This window comes from Paenibacillus vortex V453 (genome assembly GCF_000193415.1).
Classification (GTDB): domain Bacteria; phylum Bacillota; class Bacilli; order Paenibacillales; family Paenibacillaceae; genus Paenibacillus_AQ; species Paenibacillus_AQ glucanolyticus.
The window spans coordinates 59,587-82,229 of sequence record NZ_ADHJ01000017.1 but is presented as its reverse complement, the minus strand read 5'-3'; the positions used below and the strand labels follow the sequence as shown (position 1 = coordinate 82,229).

The window sequence follows — 22,643 nt, the reverse complement described above, 5'->3', positions numbered from 1 at the left end:
GACGCCTGCTCCGCTGGTTACCAGCAAAGCAGGCGTCTTTTTATCGTGCATATTAGGATTCTTCGGTTGTCTCTTCCGCATTCGCTTCCTCAGTACCTGCGTCCTCGGTCTCTGCAGCCTCCACAGCGCGGGGCACGATGACACTTGCCAGCACTTCCTCCTCCGATGCGTGTAAGGTAATGCCCTTCGGCACTTTGATATCCGCAACGGTGAGTTTGTCCCCAATCTCCAGAGCGGATACATCCACTTCAAGGGTCGAAGGCAAATCACCCGGCAATCCTTCTACGTCTATCGCATTCAGCTGGGTTTGCAGAATACCGCCCGACTTGGTGCCGACAGCAGTCCCCTGAAAATCCACTCCAATGCTGACGCGAACCGGCTTGTTCATCGAGATCCGCAGGAAGTCCACATGGGAGACATTGCCGCGTCTCTTCTGAATGTCCTTAATCAACACCGGGATTTTACCGGAGCCTGGAATATCAAGCTGGAACACCTCTGAGCGGCCCGTATGGAACAGCTTGGACGTATCTTTGAAATCAACAGCTACAGGGATGCTTTCCTCACCCGCACCGTATACGACACCGGGAATTCCACCATTCTCACGAAGCACACGGCGAGAAGCCCGCGTAAATTCATTTCGAACATCGGCTTTGAGTTGAACGTTGTTTCCTTTTGACATGAGTGACATCCTCCTTTATCGAAAACAAAGTCTATCTCATTATTACCCTATTTAGCTGCTAACTAATCATGCAAAAAAGATGTTTTGCAATTCAAGTCAGAGGGTAATACATGGTACCCCTTTTGAAAATATAAAAACGGGAGCCCCCTCTTCAAAAATGAAAAGGAGGCTCCTTATTTTTTGCGCTGAAGATGTTTCAACTGGCCATATCCCGCTGACCTTTGTTGAATCCTTCGTCCTTCCCGCTTCGAAGTGAAAACCGGACTTCCACTTCATCTGGCGGAATATCGATAAACCAGTCATTCTCACCTTCCCGATCCTCCCAATCGTTAAGCCTGACGATGCAGCCGACCCGCTTGGTTCCGGAAGCGACATGGAAGACCACCCGGGCTTTACCGCTGCTGCCCTGGGTAAACAGCACGCTGCCATCCTGTACACCCGTTCCCCATACCCATACGTTCCAGCCATCATACGCCTGGTCACGTCTCTCGTACTCAACCTCAACGGTGACGAGCCCCTTCTTCATTTCGGTTCTATCCTCATATAAAACCATCAGGGATAGTCCTGGCACGGTGACGGCCCCTTGATCCGACGTCTCAATCGTCTCGGTTCCTGCATGTTGTTCATTCACAACGATATTCCAGCGATACAGGGTCGGCGGGAGATCAACCGACATTTCATGTTCATTCCCGTTAACGACAACCACGATCTGGCTCCAGCTGTCACCTGCAGCACTATTCATGAGCCGATAGGCGATAATCCGGTCGCTGCTGCGCAGCACCTCCATATGCTCTTCGATCTCTTCTCTTGTGGTCATACGAAATGCCGGGTGGGCTTTCCGCAGGGCGATAAGACCCTTGTAATAGTCAAAGACGGGTCTGAAGCGTTGTTTGTTGCTCCAGCGGATCGCATTAATGGCGTCCCCGCTGCGGTAGCTGTTATGATCGCCGAATTTCGTGCGAAGCAGCTCATCACCGGCATGCAGCAGGGGAATCCCTTGGGAGAGAAGCACGATGCCATTAGCCAGCAAGCTGCGGCGAACAGGCACTGCCCGCATCACATCTTCATCCGATACACCGGCATATGGATTTGAAGCAGCCGTTGCCTGCCATACATCGCCGCCGTCTGGCAGCTTCCCGTCCATCAGATGCAGCAGACCCGCCTGCTGCTCCATCCCTTCTGCAATTAAGATTTTGTCCCACAGGTTTAAATTATCGTGAACTGTGACGTAATTAACCGTCTCGCTCGGATGAAGGGCAAAATCATGGATGGACCCCATCATCCCTTCCACAACAGCCCCTTCATACCACGGCTCGCCAGTAGCAAACCCCCGGCCCCGCCCGTCATTGTCGCCCTTGATGGCATGCCGGAAATGATCATTGAATACAGCAAAGCCTTGATCACGCTGACTTCCCTTGACGGTCTGCTCCGTCAGCGGGCTCATTCCCCCTGTCCAGGGCTCACCATAAAACAGAAGAGAGTTATCCACCTCATGACGCAGCTCGCTTACAATCTCTCTCATCGTAGTGGTATCGATCAAAGCCATCAGGTCAAACCGAAATCCGTCGATATGAAATTCTTCGGCCCAGTATCTTAGAGAATCCTTAATATATTTGCGCACCATCGGTTTCTCCGTGGCCAGCTCATTCCCTACGCCGGAGCCATTCGACAGGGCACCGCTTACGTCCTTCCGGTAGAAATACCCCGGAGCCAATCGTTCAAAGGGACCATCATCCACTGTATACGTATGATTGTAAACCACATCCATCACGACACGGATTCCCCTCGAATGCAGAGCCAGGACCATTTCCTTCAGCTCCCGAATGCGCGAGGCAGGATCTGTGGGGTCTGTGGCATACGATCCTTCAGGCACATTGTAATTCTGCGGATCGTATCCCCAGTTATACTCTCGACTCAAATGGCCTGTTGCATATCCATCCAGCTCGTTAACCGTTCTAAAATCAAATATCGGCAGCAGGTGCACATGCGTTACGCCCAATTCTTCAAGATGGTCCAGCCCAACCGCGTTCCCGCCCATATCCCGCAGGCCGCCCTCTGTAAAAGCCTTATACTTTCCTCTATATTTCATTCCCGAATCGGCATGGATCGAGAAATCGCGTACATGCAGTTCGTAGAGCACCGAATCCGTAGGCTTAAGCAGCTCGGGTCTAACATCCAGCTCCCAGCCTGGAGGATTGCTTTTTGCCAGATCAATTACAGCGCCGCGGCTGCCATTAGCCGAGACGGCTGTTGCATAAGGGTCAACGGCATAACGGACAGCACCGTCCGTTGACTCGATTTTGAACATGTAATAGGTTCCATGCAGATCCCTGTTCACTTTAGTCGACCATACACCTTCATCATTCCGGTCCATACCGTATAAGGTACCGCCCTCGTGATCTGTCACGAACCCCTGAGGATCATACTCTCCTGCACCTTCATACAAAGCCAGCGACACATGAACCGCATCCGGAGCCCACACCAAAAAGGCAGTCCCTTCTCTGCGATAAATCGCTCCCAGCTTCAGACTCGTGCAGCTCTTGATCATGTCCATACTCATCATCACCGTCACTTTTAAGTAGATTTACTTCCTAGTATGGGCGCCTGAATCATAAGACAGACCTCTAGCACATGAATTTTAGAACGCTTTCATATATCATGGTATGCCAAAAGCCCTGATTTGGTTTGGGTTTGAAGCCAAGTCACTATATATTTAGGCTATTATACTAGCAATTATGCCAGCTGTCTTTCTTTTGATCAAAAAAAACATCTGCCCAATGGACAGATGTTATCAAGGTCATATTTTTAAACGTGGAAAAAGTTTTGTAGAGTCCCTGGAGAAAACCCGGTTGCTTCATCAGGTGTTCCAAATTCTTCGATCGTCCGCCTTATTCGGCTGCAGCCTCTATGGATTCGACCAGAGATACAACTTCCTCTGCGGTACCCATCTCGAGCGCTTTGGCTGCGAGGGCCTGCATATCGCCGCGGGACAGCTTCCCGATCTGGCTTCGCGCTGGCAGAATGGATGTGGCGCTCATGCTGAACTCATCCAGACCCAGACCGAGCAGAATCGGAATCGCTGTAGAGTCACCAGCCATTTCGCCGCACATCCCAACCCAGCGACCCTCGCGATGAGCGGCATCGATGACCATTTTGACCAATCGCAGAATCGCCGGATTGTATGGCTGGTACAGATAGGCCACCCGTTCATTCATGCGGTCAGCCGCCATCGTATACTGAATAAGGTCATTGGTTCCGATGCTGAAGAAATCAACCTCTTTGGCAAACTGATCGGCCAGCACGGCGGTGGATGGAATCTCCACCATGATCCCCAGCTGAATCTCCTCGGATACCGGAGTGCCTTCGCTCACAAGCTTGGCCTTCTCTTCTTCCAAAAGAGCTTTCGCTTCACGGAATTCACTCAGTGTCGCTATCATTGGAAACATGATGCGCAGGTTGCCGTGGACGCTCGCACGCAGCAGCGCGCGCAGCTGTGTTCTGAAGATATCCTGACGGTCCAGGCACAGCCTTACGGCGCGGAATCCGAGGAACGGGTTCATTTCCTTCGGCAGATCCAGATATGGCAGCTCCTTGTCCCCGCCGATATCGAGGGTACGGACAACAACCGGTTTGCCTTCCATTTTTTCCAAAACCGATTTATAAGCGACATATTGGATCTCTTCCGAAGGAAGTTTGTCTCTGCCCATGTACAAGAACTCGGTGCGGTACAGTCCTACTGCTTCCCCGCCATTATCCAGTACGCCAGCTACGTCATTCGGTGTCCCGATGTTGGCAGCCAGCTCCACATGGATTCCGTCCTTGGACACGGTCGGTTCAGAGCGAAGTTTCTTCCACTCCTCGATCTGTTTGGCGTAGGCTTCCTGCTTCGCACGGTATTGCTCCAAGATAGCTTCAGTGGGATTAATAATGACATCCCCTTCAAGTCCATCAACGATGATCCAATCCCCGTTTTGAACCGAGGAGAGCACGTTCTTCGTTCCGACAACGGCCGGAATTTCAAGGGAACGGGCCATGATGGCCGAATGCGAGGTACGTCCGCCGATATTCGTAGTGAATCCCTTAACGTACTTGCGGTTCAGCTGTGCCGTATCCGACGGAGTCAGGTCTTCTGCAACCACGATGACTTCTTCGCTGATCTCCGAAGGGCTGACATAATTCAGTCCCAGCAGATGCTTGAGAATCCGTTTGGTTACATCGCGCATATCGGCCGCCCGCTCCTGCAAATAGGCACTCTTCATGTTCTCGAACATTTGAATGAATTGGGTAGCCGTTTCATTCAATGCAAACTCAGCATTAACCGATTCGGAAGCGATTTTTGCCTTGACCGGCTCAATCAGTTCCGGATCATTCAGGATGAGAAGGTGAGATTCGAAAATCTCCGCCTTCTTCTCCCCGAGCTCCTGAAGTGTGCGGGCTTTGATCGCCTCGAGCTCAGCCTGAGACTGAGCCAGTGCTGCATCCAGCTTCGCGAGCTCGGCATCCGTATCCGTCACTTGCTTTTCGGTGACGGAATAGTCAGGATGCTCAAGTGTAAACGCCCGTGCAATCGCGATGCCCGCAGATGCCGCGATTCCTTTCAGATTATTCATGAACCTCTCCTAACCCTTCGTTCACCATCACTTCTTGAAGTGCTGTAAGCGCCTCGCTCTCATTGCCGCCTTCTGTGATCAGTGTCAAAGTGTCACCTTGCTCCAGTCCAAGAGACAGAACGCCCAGAATGGATTTCAGTGTTACTTTTTTGCCGTTAGCTTCAGCGAATGAATTCGTGTCTTGAAATTTATTAGCTGTGTTTACCAATGCCGTTGCCGGGCGTGCGTGGATTCCATCTTCGTCAATAATTCTGAATGTTTGTTGCATGTTCATCATCCTACTTTCGTAAAGTTATTTTTATGATTCCTTAATATCCATGTTGGGCTAAGGTTTCGTTATGGTTATGATTCCTTGTTCGCCACGTTTTACTTCACCCGTCTTGTTCAGCTTCACAGAAGCACCTTCCGGCAGATTTGAGAAAATAATAGGAGAAATAATCGATTTTGCATTCTCCTTCACATATTCCAGATCCACCTGCATGATTGGTTGGCCCGCGGATACCGAATCGCCTTCCTGTACAAGAACTTCAAATCCCTGCCCCTTCAGCTTAACCGTGTTGACACCGATATGGACAAGGACTTCTTTGCCGCCATCGGACATAATGCCGACAGCGTGCTTACTAGGGAACACATTAAATACCGTTCCTTTCACAGGAGAAGCAATGGTTCCGTTGTGAGGAATAACCGCAAACCCATCCCCGGTCATGCGTTCTGCGAACACAGGGTCAGGCACGTGGGAGATATCCACCAACTCTCCGTCGACAGGGGATACAACTTCCTCCATCACAAGCGTCTCGCCATCCTGAGTCGCCTGGAATTCCTCACTGGCTGCCGGCATGCTTTCTGCTGGGGCTGCTTGAGGTGCCGAGGACGGTGTTATTCCGGACATAATGTCCTGAATTTGCGACTTAATCGTATCGGAACGGGTTCCAAATATCGCCTGGATATTATTCCCCACCTCCAGCACGCCTGACGCACCGAGCTGCTTCAGCCTAGCCTTGTCAACACTGCCCTTCTCCTTCACCTCAACGCGGAGACGGGTAATACATGCATCCAGATGCGCGATGTTCGACTGGCCTCCAAGTGCAGTCAGAATGTGAAGCGGCAGATCATCTCTACTGCTTCCTCCTGCTGACCCGGATCCGGACTCCGCAGCCGATGCAGATGCTTCCTCCCGGCCCGGTGTTCTCAGATTGAATTTCCGAATGACAAAACGGAACCCAAAGTAATAGATCACTGCCATGATAACACCAACGATGAGCACATTCCACCATGGCGTCCGATTCGGAATGACACCGAATATCATGTAATCGATCAGGCCGCCGGAGAAGGTCATGCCAATCTTCGTGTCCAGAATATGCATCGTCATGAAGGAAAGACCCGCAAACAGAGCATGCACGGCGAACAGGATCGGCGCCACAAACAGGAATGAGAACTCAAGCGGCTCCGTGATTCCTGTCAAGAAAGAGGTCAGTGCAGCAGACCCCATAATACCTGCTACAAGCTTTTTGTTCTCTGGTCTTGCTTCATGATAGATGGCCAGGGCGGCCGCAGGAAGACCAAACATCATAAACGGATATTTCCCCGTCATGAATGTACCCGCGGTAAACTCCACGCCGTCCCGAAGCTGAGCCATGAATATATTCTGATCACCGCGTACCATTTGACCTGCCTGGTTCACATATTCACCGAACTCAAACCAGAATGGGGAGTAAAAAATGTGGTGCAGACCGAATGGAATCAATCCGCGTTCCACTACGCCGAACACAAAAGCGGACAGCGTCAAATTTTGCTCCAGCATGAAATGGGATGCCGTGTTAAGCGCCGACTGAATCGGTGGCCATATAAACACCATCAACAGACCAAGCAACACCGAGGTTGCGGCTGTCATAATCGGGACAAACCGTTTGCCTGCAAAAAAGCCCAGATATGACGGAAGCTCTATTTTGTAAAATCGTCGGTACATGCTTGCAGCCAATATACCGACGATGATCCCGCCAAATACTCCGGTTGCCAGTGTCGGAATGCCCAGTACGCTGGCATATTCGTAATTCGTGCCGATCATCGATGGCGTCACGCCAATGACACTTCCCATGGTTACGTTCATAACCAGGTAACCGATGATGGCGGCAAGTCCGGCCACCCCTTCTCCGCCGGCTAAGCCGACGGCAACGCCGACTGCGAACAGCAGAGACAAATTCGTGAACACGATTTGACCCGCGTTCATCATGACTGTTGCAGCCGCTTGCACCCAAGCTGCGTTCAGCCATGGAGCATACTGCAGGAAATCGGGGTTAACCAGCATATTTCCAAGACCCAGCAAAAGTCCGGCCGCCGGCAATATTGCCACTGGCAGCATCAGAGCTTTACCGACCCTTTGCAGTACGCCAAAAAGCCGTTTGAACATGAAGTTTCTCACCCTCTGTCTAGTTGTTGTCACAAGCGAATGTAAAAGGCACAGTAAAACAAACAAACCAAAAAAGGCATGAGTAACCACGGGAAATGGTGGTCTAATCTCATGGATTAGATTACCCAAAAATGGGTAATTACAACCAATTTCCTGCTGTACTCATGCCTGATCGAATCAGTTACACGTTAATTTGATGTTTTACTTAATAACTGATCGTATTGTAACACCGTTCATTTATCGTTGCAACCACATGAAGAGGACTTAATAAAATCTTCACATTTGCTCGTTCTGGCCTTTGCGCTGCATCAGCCGCTCCAGATGGATGGTCAGATAACCAGCCTCTGCTGGATAGACAGGCTTCTTCAGCCGCTGCTCCATGATCTTCGTCAGCTTCCACGCCAAGGAATATGTCTCAGGATATTCACGCTTCAGAAGACCGTCCAGCGAACTCGTCTCATTCACCGCTTCCCCCCGCCTTATCCGCTCCAGCGCGAACCGAAGATGGGTCAACAGGCGGGAATAATCCAGCGTATCCTTCGGTATGGCATAATCCATCTGCTGCTCCACGGTATGTACGAGATCCGCGATCAGCTCCGAATGCTTGCGAACTTCCGAAATATGCTGGTTCGTAAGAGCGCCATGAAAATGAAGGGCTATAAATCCGATTTCCTCTTGACCCAGATCCACCCCGAGTTTATCCCGAATGGTACGGACCGCGTATTCTGCCATCTCATACTCTTCAGGATACATCTCGCGGGTTTCATATAAGAAAGGATTATGAATATAAAGCCCCTGGGCGTGACGTTTAATAGCAAATGCGATATGGTCGGTCAACGCAATGTGGATATGCTCATTCAGAGGAGCCTCACTGGATTTCGCAGCATTCAGAATAATATCATTCATCGCCTCAATCAGCTTCTCATCGATATGAGGCACCAGCTGCTTATACTGCTCCTGCTCCTCCGGTTTAGTCAAAATGAACATTTTCTCGGCAGCGGAAGCCGGGATGCTGTCTTTATTCCTGCGATTAAAGCCAATTCCCTTGCCGATGACAACAACCTCCCCGTGCTGAGGATGCCGCGCTATGATTACATTGTTGTTCAACACTTTAGCCACTTGTAAGCTGCTCACATTCGCACCTCTTTTTGATTCAAACGCGTATACTCGGATATCTTATCAGAAATATGAGAGCACAGCAAAATCATTTGTGGTTGCCAATGTATTCAAGGTGCTGTACCACTGCCTGTCAACACACATGCCCCGATTCAAATCGCATCTAACTGCGTTTAAACGATTATGATTCTTCCTTCGCTGCGCTTGTTTCTACAGGAACCGGCACTGGCACCAGCTCCGGCTCGACCGCAACCGACTTATGGACAGCTGCTGGTTTCTTGGTCAATCCCTTGATCAGCTCTTCCACATCAATTCCCGATACGCTCTTCAGCATTTCAGGCGCCGTAGACATAAGCTCGGTCACATAATTGCTCACGCGAGCCGCTCCCTCGCCTTTGCCTGTATCGACAACCGTCAGCTTATCGATGGACGAGATTGGCTGAGCAATCTTGCCAGCAAGCTCAGGCAGCATTTTTACAATGATGTCGAGCACCGCAGCTTCTCCGAACTTCTGGAACGCTTCGGCAAGTTTTTCTTTGGCATCGGCTTCGGCAATACCCCGAAGACGAATGACTTCAGCTTCAGCCGTACCTTTTGCACGCTCTGCATCAGCGACCGCCATACCATCCAGGCGCTTCTGTTCGGCAGAAGCTTTTGCCTGTGTCTCGATGGAGTACTGCACGGCATCCGCTTCGCGCATCTTGCGGGCTTTATCCGCTTCGGCTGCCTGCTCCACCGCGTAGCGATCCGCTTCGGCTTTTTTCTTCACGTCCGCATCATACTGCTTCTCGCGAACCATGATTTCTTTTTCCTGCAGATCGATTTCACGTTCCTTGCGGACGAGCTCGACCTTCATCTGCTCTTCAACCACTGTTTGTCTGGCACGGGCTTCCTGGATATGGTATGCCTGGTCGGCTTCCGCCTTCGCCGTATCCTGCTCCTTCTTAAAGGAAGCGACCTTCAGTTCTCTTTCCTTCTCAGCTTCAGCGATATTGGTATCGCGAACGACCTCGGCCTTCTGTCCTTCTTCTTCCGCACGGGCTTTCTGAATCCGCGCATCCCGAACCGCTTCCGCTTCGGCAATCTCTGCATCCCGCTTCACCGTGGCAATCCGCGGCTTACCTAGTGCTTCCAGGTATCCATGCTTATCGCGAACGTCCTTAATGGTGAAGGATACGATCTGCAGACCCATCTTCTTCAAATCTCTTGCCGCAACGCCTTGAACCTCCTGCGCAAACTTGTCGCGGTTACGGTATACTTCCTCCACCGTCATCGAACCCAGAATGGCACGCAGATGACCCTCAAGCACTTCCTGGGCTTCGCCTTTCAGCGCTTCAATCGGCTTGCCCATGAACTGCTCGGCTGCGGTCGCCACGTCTTCAATGGAGCTTCCGACTTTAATAATGGCAACCCCATCGGCCATCACCGGCACGCCCTGCTCCGTGTACACTTCAGGGGTCATGACATCCAGCTTATGGGATAAGAGCGATACGAATTCGGAACGTTGAAATACGGGTAGTATAAAAGCGCCGCCGCCGCGTACGATTTTGATTTTGCGGCCGGATTCATCCTCCGATAAATTTTTGCTCCCCAGGAATGAACCGGTTACAATCATCGCTTCATCCGGACTCACCGTTTTGTAACGAGCCCAGAATGCAAGTCCCAACACAACAATAACGGCTACGACAATGGACGGAATTACTAAGTACTCTGGCATTGAATCAATCATCTCCTTTTCGTTCTTCCAGTTCGGACACTCTCAGGACACCATCAACAACGTCGATAACTACCACGCGGACACCTGCGGGAAGGATCTGACGATCAAAGCTGGACGCAATGTGCATGGTGTTGCCTGCTCCAATCTTGACCATTACTTCACCAAATCCCTCTTCAGGGAGCGGTACAGTTACAACGCCAATCCTGCCCGCCAGCTCTTTAATAGAGAAGCCTGTCGAGTTCTCGCTGTTCTCCATAGGTTTGACATACCCAAAGTAGACGAGAATCGAGATGACGATAGCTGACAGGATAGACAGCGTTACATGGGCACCTGCTGCCAAATTCGTGTATTTCATCAGCATGATTCCGGTACCGCCAAATACGGTGATTCCCCCAGCGATTACAACCGGATTGAAAAAATCCACTGACAAAAAGTCCAACAATCCGTCAAGTGCCGAGCTGAGTATGTCACCAAGCACCACGGTTACGATGGCGAATAAGACGCCTCCGATCAGACAGCCCCAATATAACGCTTCCATGTTGATTGCCCCCTCTGGAATTCCTTACTGTGTATAACAAGTAATACGGCAAAATGTTTGCTAAAGTTTCAATTATTTGCCTCAAACGTATGAAAATCTCTGCATATCTATATTCCACACGCCATGACAAAAAGCCTGCTCGGTATGAACCGGCAGGCTTGCATCGTCCCCCCTGCTATGCGAGCAACAGGTCAGGGCGCATTAAAGCGACATTTTATAAATTTCAACAACGTCTTCGCGCTGCAGCTTGCGGAAATTGCCAAACGGTCCAAAACGCATCGCTTTGTCGGCCATAGCCTCGATCTCGCGATCGTCGATATTGTAAGCTCCCAATGTGCTAGGTGCGCCGATGGAAGTCCAGAAACTGCGAAGGGCTTCAATGCCTTCCAATCCGATCTCTTCATCGGTCTTTCCTGCCGGATCAACTCCGAACACATTCACAGCAAGCGACTTGAAGCGCTGAGGATCTGCGCTAAGATTGTATTTCATCCAGTTCGGGAAGAGTATCGCCAGGCCGCCGCCATGCGGAATGTCGTATACGGCAGATACCGCATGCTCAATATTGTGGGTAGCCCAGTCTCCCGCCATTCCCATATTGATCATGCCGTTCAGGGCCATCGTTCCACAGTACATCGTCGTCTCGCGAAGCTCATAGTTCTCCAGATCCTCTACGAGCTTGGGTGCTGTCTCTATCATGGTGCGAAGTATCGTTTCGCAGAATCCGTCTTGCACCGGCGTATTCGTATCTTGGTGGAAGTAGTGCTCCAGCACGTGAGACATAATATCAACGACACCATACACGGTTTGGTCCCGTGGAAGGGAGAACGTATGTACAGGATCCAGAATTGAAAATGCAGGGTAGGCGTACGAGCTTCCCCAGCCCATCTTCTCCTGGGTCGTCTCATTGGTAATAACGGAGCCCCCATTCATCTCCGAGCCCGTGGCAGCCATCGTGAGCACGGTCCCGAGTGGAAGAGCCCCTTGCGGAGCCGCCTTGCGCTCTACGAAATCCCACATGTCGCCGTCATATTTGGCACCAACGGCAATCGCCTTGGAGCAGTCAAGCACACTTCCTCCGCCAACAGCCAGAATGAGGTCAATGTTATGCTTCCGGCACAACTCAACGCCCTTATGAACCGTGGACAGACGCGGATTCGGTTCCACTCCGCTCAGCTCTGTTACCACAGCATTCGCTTCTTGCAGCAACGCGATGACCTGGTCATACAGCCCGCTGCGCTTGATGCTGCCCCCACCGTATACTAGCAATACATTCTGGCCGTATTTGGCCACTTCACTACTTAAAGCGCTCAGTTTGCCCTTGCCAAATATCAACTGAGTCGGATTATGAAATACAAATGGTCTCATATTTATTACCTCCATCGCATCGTGTTTGCAGCTATTATTCAATCATGCATGCTCATTCATTTTATATCATTCCTCCTGTGTAAAACAAACAACCGTTCCTCTCTGCGGAAAGGACCGGCTGTTTTTGCTATTAACGCAGTTAAATGGATATTTTTTATCACGGAGAACTACATGCTCTCACGCTGGAATCCCATACGGCTTAGAAATTGCTCAAAGGCCTGCTGTCCGTCTTCCGTCTGTTTGTACACACCGGCATGCTCCAGGATCGTAGTGAACTTCTTGCCAACTTCCTGGCGGATCAGCTCCATAGCCTCAGCCTTGTCGGACAGGGCGGCTCCCCGTTCCCGCAGCTCTTCGATCCAATCGCCGTGAACAGCAAGCGGATGGTCTGGGGCCTGGCTGTCCGCATACAGTTTCTCGTTCCCGACCAGAACCTCGGCAATTTGGTCCAGCTCTTCCTTGAGCCTGCCCGGCAGGATCGCCAGCCCCATAACTTCGATCAAGCCGATATTCTCCTTCTTGATATGAAACATCTCCCGGTGAGGATGAAAAATCCCTTCGGGGTGCCGTTCACTGGTCCGATTGTTCCGCAACACCAGATCCAGCTCATAGATGCCTTCGTCATTTTGCCGGGCAATCGGCGTAACCGTATTATGGCGGACTCTCTCTCCCTTCACCTCGCTGAACGCTTCAATGTCTTGCGAAGGGTCACTGTAGAATTTCCAATTCTCATAGATGCTGTTGGCACATTCAAGGAGCAATCCCCGATCACTTGAGGCCAGCCGGATAACCGACATCGGCCACTTCACGATGCTGACGGACACGCCGGGATAAGCCTCATGTGAGAAGCCCGCCACCTTCGGTGCTTTCTGAATCGGGAAGGAATGACGGCCTCCTTGGAAATGATCATGCGTAAGAATTGAGCCCCCCACGATCGGGAGATCCGCATTCGACCCGAGAAAATAATGCGGGTACGCATCCACAAAACTCAAGAGGCGGGCAAGCGTCTCCCTGGTCAGCTTCATCGGCACATGATCATGATGGAACACGATGCAATGCTCGTTGTAGTATACATAGGGCGAATACTGGAAGAACCAGCGCTCCCCGTTTAACTCCAGCGGGATAATCCGCAAGTTTTGCCGTGCCGGATGATTGACCCTGCCAGCATAACCGACATTCTCACGGCAGAGCTGACATTTGGGATAAACAGGCGGTGGCAGCAGCTTTGCCATAGCGATTTCCTTCGGACTTTTCTCCGGTTTGGATAGGTTAATCGTGATCTCAATATCGCCGTACGCGCTGGCATGTCTCCAATATTCATTCTTGGCTACCCGATCCATGCGAATGTAGTTGGAATCGATGCACAGATCATAGAACTGTTGTGTAGCTGCAATGATCCCCTGCTCCTGCTGGGCTGCTCGAAACCGGGCTGTCACTTCCGAAGGCCTTGCTATAAGACGGCCCATGATTTTGGCATCCAGCAAATCCCGGTACGTATCCGTGTTCTCCGGTATGAGTCCGTTCGCCGCACCGTAATCGATCAAAATGTCCAGCATGGCCTGGGGTCCATCCGGAATCTGCTCATTCACTTCGTCGCCATACGGCTCGCTGAAGCCGAAGTCCTCCAGCAGCAGATTGCGGCTGTAATCCACATCGGCTGCCTCGATAAGGCCTTTATGCAGGGCAAATCGCACCAGCATTTCAATCGCATGCAGAGCCTGCTTCGATTGCTTCGATTCGGGAGTTCCTGATGGTACTGATTTCCATCGCCGTAGTCCCCCTTGGATTAATTGTCTCCGTAACCGTGCGGATGACTGCTGTGCCACTTCCATGCACTATCGATAATCTCTTCAAGCGACGTTTTGGATGGCGTCCATCCAAGGACGGTACGCGCTTTATCTGAAGAGGCTACTAATACAGCAGGGTCGCCGGAACGCCGTGCCTCCATGACAACCGGAATGTCAGCGCCAGTCACCCGCCTCGATGTCTCAATAACTTCCTTCACCGAGAAACCGAGCCCGTTGCCGAGGTTAAATACATTGCTGGGTTCCCCACGGCGGAGATACTCTACCGCGCGCAGATGGGCGTTCGCAAGATCGCTGACATGGATATAGTCACGCACGCATGTTCCGTCCGGCGTAGAATAATCATCGCCAAACACGGAGATGCTTGGGCGCTGCTTCAAAGCGGTTTGCAGCACAAGCGGGATCAGATGGCTCTCCGGGCGGTGATCCTCTCCGATGGAGCCGCTGGCATGGGATCCGGCAGCGTTGAAGTAACGAAGAGATACATATTTTACACCGAGCACGGTATCAAACCAGGACATCATCCGTTCCATCATTAGCTTGGTTTCCCCGTACACGTTCGTTGGCTGCGTCCGGTCCGTTTCCTCAATAGGCACCTTCTCAGGCTCACCGTAGGTAGCAGCCGTTGAGGAGAAGACGATTTTGCGTACACCTGCTTCATTCATCGCTTCCAGCAGACAGAGCGTTCCGTATACGTTGTTGTCGTAATACTTCACCGGGTCCTTCATGCTCTCGCCGACCAGCGAATTCGCAGCAAAGTGGATAACGGCATCGATATCATTCTCCGAGAACAGCTGGTTTAGCAGCGTCTTGTCGCGCAGATCGCCAACATACAGCTTTCCGCCAAGGAGCGCTTCGCGATGCCCGGTCTCCAGACTGTCGATAACAACAACCTCTTCTCCCTTCTCAAGCAGTTCCGCCACAGTGTGAGAACCGATGTAACCTGCACCGCCAGTTACTAAAATCGCCATATTATTTGCCCTCCTTCACTTCATGCACACCTTGTACCAACGCCGCATACATAGAAATCCGGCTTCAGTCCGGTTCTGCTTTCATACTGCTGCCCCACTTCCGCTATGAAGCATTCCACCGCATCCTCGTGGACCAAGGACACCGTGCAGCCCCCGAAACCGGCCCCCGTCATCCGGGAACCAAGCGTTCCTGGGATGCGCTGGGCTTCCTCAACGAGCGCGTCCAGCTCATCGCCTGTCACTTCATACAGATAACGCAAGGAGTCATGGGACTGGTTCATATACTGACCGAACGATTCCAGATCCCCGTTCTTCAATGCTTTCACGGAATCAAGAACGCGCTGGTTCTCCTCCACGACGTGCTGGGCGCGTCTTCGGACCGTTTCATCCTGGATGTTGTCCTGTAATGTTACGAATTGATCCGGGTTCAGCTGTGCGAGATACGTTAGTGCAGGAAGCTCATTCTGCAAAATCTCCAAAGCACGGTCGCACTCACTTCGGCGTTCATTGTATTTGGAGTCGACAAGCCCCCGTCGTTTATTGGTATTGGAAATCACGATTTTATATGGTCCCGTCTGGAACGGTACAAGCTCATACTCAAGGGTATCGCACATTAACAGAATGGCATGATCCTGCTTGCCGTTAGCCACGGCAAATTGATCCATGATGCCGGAATTGACGCCAACGAACAGGTTCTCCACTCTCTGTGAGAGCTTCGCGATCTCCACGGTATCCGCTGCCTTGCCCTCCATGCTCAAGAGCGCGTAGGCTGTGACCACTTCGATGGAGGCAGAGGAAGACAGACCCGCGCCGTTAGGAATATCCCCATGGTAGAGCAGGTCATACCCGCTGCTAAGATTGGAGCCTATTTTATGCAATTCCGTAATGACGCCAACCGGATAATCCGTCCATTGATCGCTTTTGTAACGGTAATCCTCGTCCAGGCTGATCGTTAATTCATAAGGGATATTGGTTGAAGAGAAGCTTACCTTCTTATCGTCACGCGGACGGATAATCAAGGTTGTGCCAAACTCCAAGGCTGCCGGAAGAACGTAACCTCCGTTATAGTCCAGATGCTCCCCGATCAGATTCACCCTGCCGGGTGCGTTAAATATCCGAACCTCATGCCGGCTTTCTCCGTGCTTGTCCATGAATCTTTGCATAAGCTGTTGTGTAGTCACTGCCCATCACTCCATCCTGTACATATGGTAGTTTTACTGTCTTCAGTATAATGGAAACCTCGTTTAACGATAATGAAATCTTGTGTGTTACATATGGATTTATGTGACTTTAAAAGGTACAATAAACTCATAAAATCAAAACAACCTTCAATCCCGTATTTTCCAAAATCCTATTCTAAAGGAAAAATTATGATGAAACCAACCTATTCTGTTGCCTCAAATCCTGCCCAGCAGGGCAGCGGGTGGCTCCACGTCCGATTTGCGGGGGAAAGCCAGACCAGACCTGAGCATGCCCTGGGGCCGAAAATATACGATCATTACTTGCTGCATATTATCGAATCAGGATATGGCATATTTCGAACGGAAACCGATATGTACCAGCTGGGTCCCGGCGATTGCTTTCTCATCCATCCCGGTCAGATTGTCAGCTATGAATCTGACGCGAGTTGCCCGTGGCAATACCGGTGGGTCGCCTTTGACGGAGAGCATGCCGGTGAAGAAATGAATCGCCTGGGGCTCACGCCCGACAAGCCCGTCCTGCATCTCATGGAGGCGAACAACCCGATTCCCGGATATGTCTCCCTCATCCAGAAGCATTTTCAATCCAGGGAAGAAAGCTCCCACATCGCCGCCATTGGTTACCTGCATCTGATCTGGGCCGAGATCCTGAACCGCAGCGACCGCCCGTCGCTGCTGTCGCTTGCAGAGCCTCAGGTTCAGCGCACAGTGAAGCAAATGATCAATTACATGACTTCCCAATATGCCCACCCCGTCTCCATCGAACAGATGTGTGCGAGCCTGGGTTACAACCGCGCTTACTTGTCGCGCATATTCAAGCAGGAAACAGGCATGACCCCGATTACGTACCTGCTCAAATTAAGGATCGACCAATCCAAGCGGCTACTGCGCGAACGTCCCGATTTGTCCATCGAGCAGGTCTCCGCGTCCGTAGGTCTGACCGACCCACTTTATTTCTCGCGCCAATTCAAACGCCTTGTCGGCCGATCGCCAACACGATACCGGAAGGACATCATGTCCGCAGCAGCACCAACGGAGCCATAAGCGAGTTCATGATCATATTTGCACCAAAAAGGAGCGCATATCAGGCCGGGTAATACATCCTGAGGCGCTCCTTCTTCGTTTCGCTATGTTTAGTTTGTCTATTGCATCAATTATTCTGGCCCTCTGCAGTTGATCCGTTCTCCGTCCTCAGAATCGCTTCAATGCGATCCAGCTCTTCCTTCGAGAACTCCAGATTGTTCAAGGCAGCCACATTGTCTTCGATCTGGCTTACCTTGCTCGCGCCGATGAGGGCAGATGTCACTCTGCCGCCCCGAAGCACCCACGCCAGGGCAAATTGGGCAAGACTTTGGTTCCTCGCTTGCGCGATCTGGTTCAGCGCCCTGATCTTGCGCAGCACCTCAGGCGTGATGTTGCTTTCGTTCAAGAACACGGACGCGCTTGCCGCACGCGAATCGCCAGGTACGCCGTTCAGGTATTTATTGGTCAAGAGTCCTTGGGCAAGCGGGGTAAACGCGATGCTTCCCACACCATTCTCGTCCAGAACATCGAGCAAACCGTTCTCCACCCAGCGGTCCAGCATGGAATAACTCGGCTGGTGAATAAGCAGCGGAGTGCCCAGGCTTTTCAGAATGGAGATCGCTTCCCGCGTCTTCTCCGGCGAATAGTTAGACACCCCAACATAAAGCGCCTTGCCGGAACGTACCAGATGATCCAAGGCGACCATGGTTTCTTCAAGCGGCGTTTCCGGATCCATCCGATGATGATAGAAAATATCGACGTAATCCAGGCCCATCCGCTTCAGACTCTGATCGAGACTTGACACCAGATATTTACGTGAACCATGGTCCCCGTATGGCCCAGGCCACATGTAATAACCCGCTTTGGATGAAACAACGATTTCATCGCGGTAGGCTTTGAGGTCACGGGAGAGAATTTTGCCAAATGTCTCTTCGGCAGATCCTGCAGGCGGTCCATAATTGTTCGCCAGATCGAAGTGGGTAATGCCCAGATCGAAGGAACGCGTAACCATGCTCCGCCCGTTTTCATACGTGTCGATACCACCGAAATTATGCCATAATCCAAGAGAGATTGCCGGAAGTTTCAGCCCGGAACGCCCCACACGGTTATATTTCATTCCTTCATAGCGGTCTTCGCTAGCCACATAGGTCACTTGCAATCCCTGCCTCTCTAAAGTGAATAGATCCATTGCTAAATTCATCTTAACGTGTTTCGCTGGACTTTGACAAGAAAACGATTACAGTTATGCGTGCAGCAACACGCCGCAGCTGTCGCCGCTACGTGCTGATCAGCTTATCCACTTGTGTCATGACCTGCCCGATCCGATCGGCGATCAAGAGGCCGGCCCGGTGATCGTACGGGGTCGGATCTGCATTCAGCAGAGCCACCTTGCTTCCTTGAAAATAGGATATCAGCCCAGCCGCAGGATGAACCGTCAGGGAAGTCCCGCCGATGATCAGCAAGTCCGCTGTCGATATTTCCTGAATCGAGCGCATAATAATGTTCTGGTCCAGCTCCTCTTCATACAGCACGACATCCGGTCTGATCAGCCCACCGCAATCCTTGCAGCGCGGGACAACTTCCTTAATGTCCATAATATCCTGCAGGCTGTAGAACCTTGCGCAATCCATGCAATAATTGCGGTGTACAGAGCCGTGAAGCTCCATCACATCGGAGCATCCTGCGCTCTGATGGAGTCCGTCGATATTTTGCGTAATCACCGCTTTCAGCTTCCCGTCAAATGCAAGCCTCGACAATAGCCGGTGACAGCCGTTTGGCTGTGCATTCGGATGAAGCATCTTGCTTCGGTAAAAATCATAAAACACGTCCGGATGCTTCATAAAAAACGTGTGGCTAAGCATAACCTCCGGCGGATATGGCGATTGATGCTCGCTCTGGTAAAGCCCGGCTGCTGAACGGAAGTCAGGTATTCCGCTCTCCGTGGAGGTACCGGCGCCCCCGAAAAAAACAATGTAGTCGCTCGCTTCGATCCATGTTGCCAACTGCTCGATCTTCTCCCTGTTCTCCACTCTAAACACCTCCGTACAGCCCTAAAAATATCACGTCTACCTGTGCACGTCTAATTCATTATAATCGGATATGACAACATCGGCATCTGTTAGATGTGATGTGTCCCCTTCATCCGTCAACAACCCTACGGCCAGGGCCGCACCTGCTTGTTTGGCCATCTGCATATCCCCATTGCTGTCACCGATGACAACCGTTTCTTCCGGCTTCACTCCGAGGAGACCGCATGCCGTTTCGGTCATCTCCGGATGCGGCTTACCGTTTCCAACCTGATCTCTTCCTATAATGACGGTAAAATAAGAGCGCAGCCCCATCCACTCCAGCTGTTCCAGTGCACCCGAGGTCTGATCGGACGTGACCACTGCCATTTTCACAGAGGCCAAACTGCATTTCCTCAGAAAATCTTCCAGCCCCGGCATCGGAAATGCCGGTTTTCGCTGACGAACTTCATACATCGCATTTTTCGTGATCTGATTGACCTGCACAATGGCTTCGTTCCAAGGCATTCCCGCTGCGTACAGTTGCCATGCCAGCAGCCCCGTCGTCTCTTCCACGGTCCCCATGGCGAGCGGCCCCCTGACATCGTAACCGGACACGCGCCCGCTTACATCATGCTTTGTGCCCAGCACCTTCTCTGTGGGCAGCGTGAAGCCGGCTCCCATCAGCCCCAGCCGCTCCTCCATGTACTTGAGGACATACTCGACCCAGCCTCCCCACAGCGCCATGAAATGGAGCAGCGTACCGTCTTTATCAAACAAGATCGCTTTGCAGGGAATGGAGTGTCCCTTCACTTGAAAAAACGGCAATGTCATAAAACCTCCCTATCCTATTCATGATCATACTCTTATTAAACCATGAAATAAACTCTGATTTAAGCGGAATTGCCGCTTTCCTTCAGAAATTCATCCCAAACTGACATTTACCAATCTTTAGTCGATTGTTTTGATTCATGACAAATAAGTCGTGGTAAGTAACATATACGCATAGCAAATACGACGGAAAAGGAGTGATTTGTGATGGCACAAAACGGCAATCGCAAGATGACCCGCGAAGAAGCTGGACGTCTTGGCGGCGAAGCGACAGCAAAGAATCATAGCCGCGAGTTCTATAAGGAAATCGGCAAAAAGGGCGGCAAAGCGACGTCCAAAAACCACAGCCGCGAGTTTTACCAGGAAATCGGTCAGAAAGGCGGCGAAGCCACCTCGCGGAATCATGATCGTGAATTCTATCAGGAAATCGGCCGCAAAGGCGGCAAGAAATAATGATAAACACTCGAATGAGCAGCCTGCTCCCATTCATGGGACAGGCTCTTTTCATGCCGCAGCAACAGGCCTCCCTCCATTGTTTCCTAATTAATATCATGTAGAAAAACCTACCTTTTTGTGATAGACTCATTTAAAACCTATTCGCTGTTCACAGGTACCCGGCTGCTTTGCCGGAAGACCGCGCTAAAGCGCAACAATTTTATAATAGATCTGGGGGGAAATCGACATCATGGCAACCAAAAAAATGCGTTCAGACATGATCAAGAAAGGCTTTGACCGCGCACCGCACCGCAGCCTTCTGCGTGCAGCAGGCGTTAAGGAAGAGGATTTCGGCAAACCGTTTATCGCCGTATGTAACTCCTACATCGACATCGTTCCCGGTCATGTGCATCTGCAGGAATTCGGAAAAATCGTGAAAGAAGCGATTCGTGAAGCGGGCGGCGTTCCATTCGAATTCAACACCATTGGGGTTGATGACGGCATCGCCATGGGACATATCGGCATGCGTTACTCACTGCCAAGCCGCGAGATCATCGCGGACTCCTTGGAGACGGTCGTATCCGCTCACTGGTTCGACGGTATGGTCTGCATTCCGAACTGCGACAAAATCACGCCGGGCATGCTGATGGGCGCCCTTCGCGTTAACATCCCGACAGTTTTTGTCAGCGGCGGACCGATGAAAGCCGGCGTGGACAGCAAAGGACGCAAATTGTCCCTGACCTCTGTATTTGAAGGAGTCGGCGCTCACCAGGTTGGTAAAATCAATGATGATGAGCTACTGGAATTGGAACAATTCGGATGTCCTACTTGTGGATCCTGTTCGGGCATGTTCACGGCCAATTCCATGAACTGCCTTGCCGAGGCGCTGGGTCTGGCTCTGCCGGGCAACGGTACCATCCTTGCCATCGCTGAAGAGCGTAAGGAATTCGTAAAACAATCAGCTACACAATTGATGGAACTTGTGAAAATGGATCTCAAGCCGCGTGATATCGTAACGGTTGAAGCGATTGACAACGCGTTTGCACTGGATATGGCCATGGGCGGTTCCACCAATACGGTGCTGCATACGTTGGCACTTGCTCATGAAGCTGGTCTCGATTATCCGCTTGAGCGTATCAATGAAGTTGCCGACCGTGTTCCTCACATCTCCAAACTCGCTCCAGCTTCGGATTACTTTATCGAGGATGTACACTTGGCAGGCGGTGTTAGTGCGGTCCTGCACGAGCTCCTCAAGAAACCGAGTGCATTGCATGGAGATCGTATCACCGTAACCGGCAAGACGCTGGCGGAGAACGTGGAAGGCTGTGAAATCCAGGACACCAACGTTATCCATCCGATTGACAGTCCTTATTCCGAGCGCGGCGGACTCGCTGTCCTGTACGGCAACCTGGCTCCTGAAGGTTCCATCATCAAGGTCGGCGCTGTTGATGCGTCGGTTGGCGGGTATCATAAGGGGCCTGCCATCTGCTTCAACTCTCAGGATGAGGCGCTTAGTGGCATTGCCAACGGCAAAGTTAAGGAAGGCCATGTGGTTGTCATTCGTTATGAAGGTCCTAAAGGCGGTCCGGGTATGCCAGAAATGCTGGCACCAACCTCGCAAATCGCCGGTATGGGTCTTGGAGCCAAAGTCGGCCTGATCACGGACGGACGCTTCTCCGGTGCTTCCCGTGGTATTAGTATCGGTCATATCTCGCCGGAAGCTGCCGAAGGCGGACCTATCGCATTCGTTGAAGATGGCGATATCATTGAGCTTGATCTGATCAACCGCACCATTCAATTGCTGGGCGTCAGTGATGAAGAAATGGCGATTCGCCGCAGCAAATGGGTCGATTTCGAGCCAAAAGTTAAAACCGGTTACCTCGCCCGCTATTCGAAGCTTGTAACGAATGCAAGCTCAGGCGGCGTATTGAAAATCTAATT

Annotated in this window: 16 protein-coding genes and 2 pseudogenes; 3 read left to right on the top strand and 15 right to left on the bottom strand. The window is 51.4% G+C overall.

Annotation, left to right across the window (positions count from 1 at the left end; all coding sequences use genetic code 11):
• Positions 1-52: 52 nt before the first annotated feature.
• The 12 genes and pseudogenes from PVOR_RS09295 to PVOR_RS09240 all read right to left on the bottom strand — a co-directional run bounded on the left by PVOR_RS09295 (position 53) and on the right by PVOR_RS09240 (position 16,389).
• A complete protein-coding gene (locus tag PVOR_RS09295; RefSeq protein WP_006208898.1) occupies positions 53-679 on the bottom strand; it encodes a 50S ribosomal protein L25 in 627 nt (208 codons plus the stop codon).
• 196 nt (positions 680-875) lie between these two features.
• Positions 876-3,227, bottom strand: coding sequence for a type I pullulanase (gene pulA, locus PVOR_RS09290; protein WP_040680441.1), 2,352 nt, complete (start codon positions 3,225-3,227; stop codon positions 876-878).
• A gap of 340 nt (positions 3,228-3,567) precedes the next feature.
• Positions 3,568-5,289 (bottom strand): phosphoenolpyruvate--protein phosphotransferase, encoded by a 1,722-nt coding sequence (gene ptsP / locus PVOR_RS09285; RefSeq protein ID WP_006208896.1) that lies wholly within the window; start codon positions 5,287-5,289, stop codon positions 3,568-3,570.
• Positions 5,282-5,557, bottom strand: coding sequence for an HPr family phosphocarrier protein (locus PVOR_RS09280; protein ID WP_006208895.1), 276 nt, complete (start codon positions 5,555-5,557; stop codon positions 5,282-5,284). The genes ptsP and PVOR_RS09280 overlap by 8 nt, the downstream gene beginning before the upstream one ends.
• 57 nt (positions 5,558-5,614) lie before the next feature.
• Positions 5,615-7,696, bottom strand: coding sequence for a glucose-specific PTS transporter subunit IIBC (gene ptsG / locus PVOR_RS09275; protein ID WP_006208894.1), 2,082 nt, complete (start codon positions 7,694-7,696; stop codon positions 5,615-5,617).
• Between the two features lie 276 nt (positions 7,697-7,972).
• Positions 7,973-8,830 (bottom strand): glucose PTS transporter transcription antiterminator GlcT, encoded by an 858-nt coding sequence (glcT, locus tag PVOR_RS09270; RefSeq protein WP_006208893.1) that lies wholly within the window; start codon positions 8,828-8,830, stop codon positions 7,973-7,975.
• A 163-nt stretch (positions 8,831-8,993) separates the two neighbouring features.
• On the bottom strand, positions 8,994-10,529 hold the full coding sequence (locus PVOR_RS09265) for a flotillin family protein (RefSeq protein ID WP_006208892.1): 1,536 nt from the start codon (positions 10,527-10,529) through the stop codon (positions 8,994-8,996).
• Positions 10,530-10,533: 4 nt separating this feature from the next.
• Positions 10,534-11,067, bottom strand: coding sequence for a hypothetical protein (locus PVOR_RS09260; RefSeq protein WP_006208891.1), 534 nt, complete (start codon positions 11,065-11,067; stop codon positions 10,534-10,536).
• Positions 11,068-11,268: 201 nt separating this feature from the next.
• Positions 11,269-12,432 (bottom strand): iron-containing alcohol dehydrogenase, encoded by a 1,164-nt coding sequence (locus tag PVOR_RS09255; RefSeq protein ID WP_006208890.1) that lies wholly within the window; start codon positions 12,430-12,432, stop codon positions 11,269-11,271.
• 167 nt (positions 12,433-12,599) lie between these two features.
• Entirely contained in the window at positions 12,600-14,264 is a 1,665-nt protein-coding gene (locus tag PVOR_RS09250) for a UDP-glucose--hexose-1-phosphate uridylyltransferase (RefSeq protein ID WP_083811668.1), read from the bottom strand.
• Positions 14,219-15,208 carry a UDP-glucose 4-epimerase GalE gene (galE, locus tag PVOR_RS09245; protein ID WP_006208888.1) on the bottom strand — a complete coding sequence of 330 codons (990 nt, stop codon included), beginning with the start codon at positions 15,206-15,208 and terminating at the stop codon, positions 14,219-14,221. The genes PVOR_RS09250 and galE overlap by 46 nt, the downstream gene beginning before the upstream one ends.
• 1 nt (position 15,209) lies before the next feature.
• Positions 15,210-16,389, bottom strand: a pseudogene (locus PVOR_RS09240) (galactokinase).
• 189 nt (positions 16,390-16,578) lie between these two features.
• Between PVOR_RS09240 and PVOR_RS09235 the strand changes: the two are divergent.
• Positions 16,579-17,451 carry an AraC family transcriptional regulator gene (locus tag PVOR_RS09235; protein WP_040680411.1) on the top strand — a complete coding sequence of 291 codons (873 nt, stop codon included), beginning with the start codon at positions 16,579-16,581 and terminating at the stop codon, positions 17,449-17,451.
• A gap of 106 nt (positions 17,452-17,557) precedes the next feature.
• Here the strand turns inward: PVOR_RS09235 and mgrA are convergent, their stop codons facing one another.
• From mgrA to PVOR_RS09220, 3 genes are all read right to left on the bottom strand, one after another.
• Positions 17,558-18,583 (bottom strand): L-glyceraldehyde 3-phosphate reductase, encoded by a 1,026-nt coding sequence (gene mgrA, locus PVOR_RS09230; protein WP_006208885.1) that lies wholly within the window; start codon positions 18,581-18,583, stop codon positions 17,558-17,560.
• Positions 18,584-18,707: 124 nt separating this feature from the next.
• Entirely contained in the window at positions 18,708-19,460 is a 753-nt protein-coding gene (locus tag PVOR_RS09225; RefSeq protein WP_006208884.1) for an NAD-dependent protein deacylase, read from the bottom strand.
• Positions 19,461-19,496: 36 nt separating this feature from the next.
• Entirely contained in the window at positions 19,497-20,264 is a 768-nt protein-coding gene (locus PVOR_RS09220) for an HAD family hydrolase (RefSeq protein WP_006208883.1), read from the bottom strand.
• 210 nt (positions 20,265-20,474) lie between these two features.
• Between PVOR_RS09220 and PVOR_RS09215 the strand changes: the two are divergent.
• Together PVOR_RS09215 and ilvD are read left to right on the top strand one after the other, a co-directional pair.
• Positions 20,475-20,714, top strand: a pseudogene (locus PVOR_RS09215) (KGG domain-containing protein); the annotation flags it as partial.
• 238 nt (positions 20,715-20,952) lie between these two features.
• On the top strand, positions 20,953-22,641 hold the full coding sequence (gene ilvD / locus PVOR_RS09210; RefSeq protein WP_040680409.1) for a dihydroxy-acid dehydratase: 1,689 nt from the start codon (positions 20,953-20,955) through the stop codon (positions 22,639-22,641).
• The last annotated feature ends 2 nt before the right edge of the window (positions 22,642-22,643 follow it).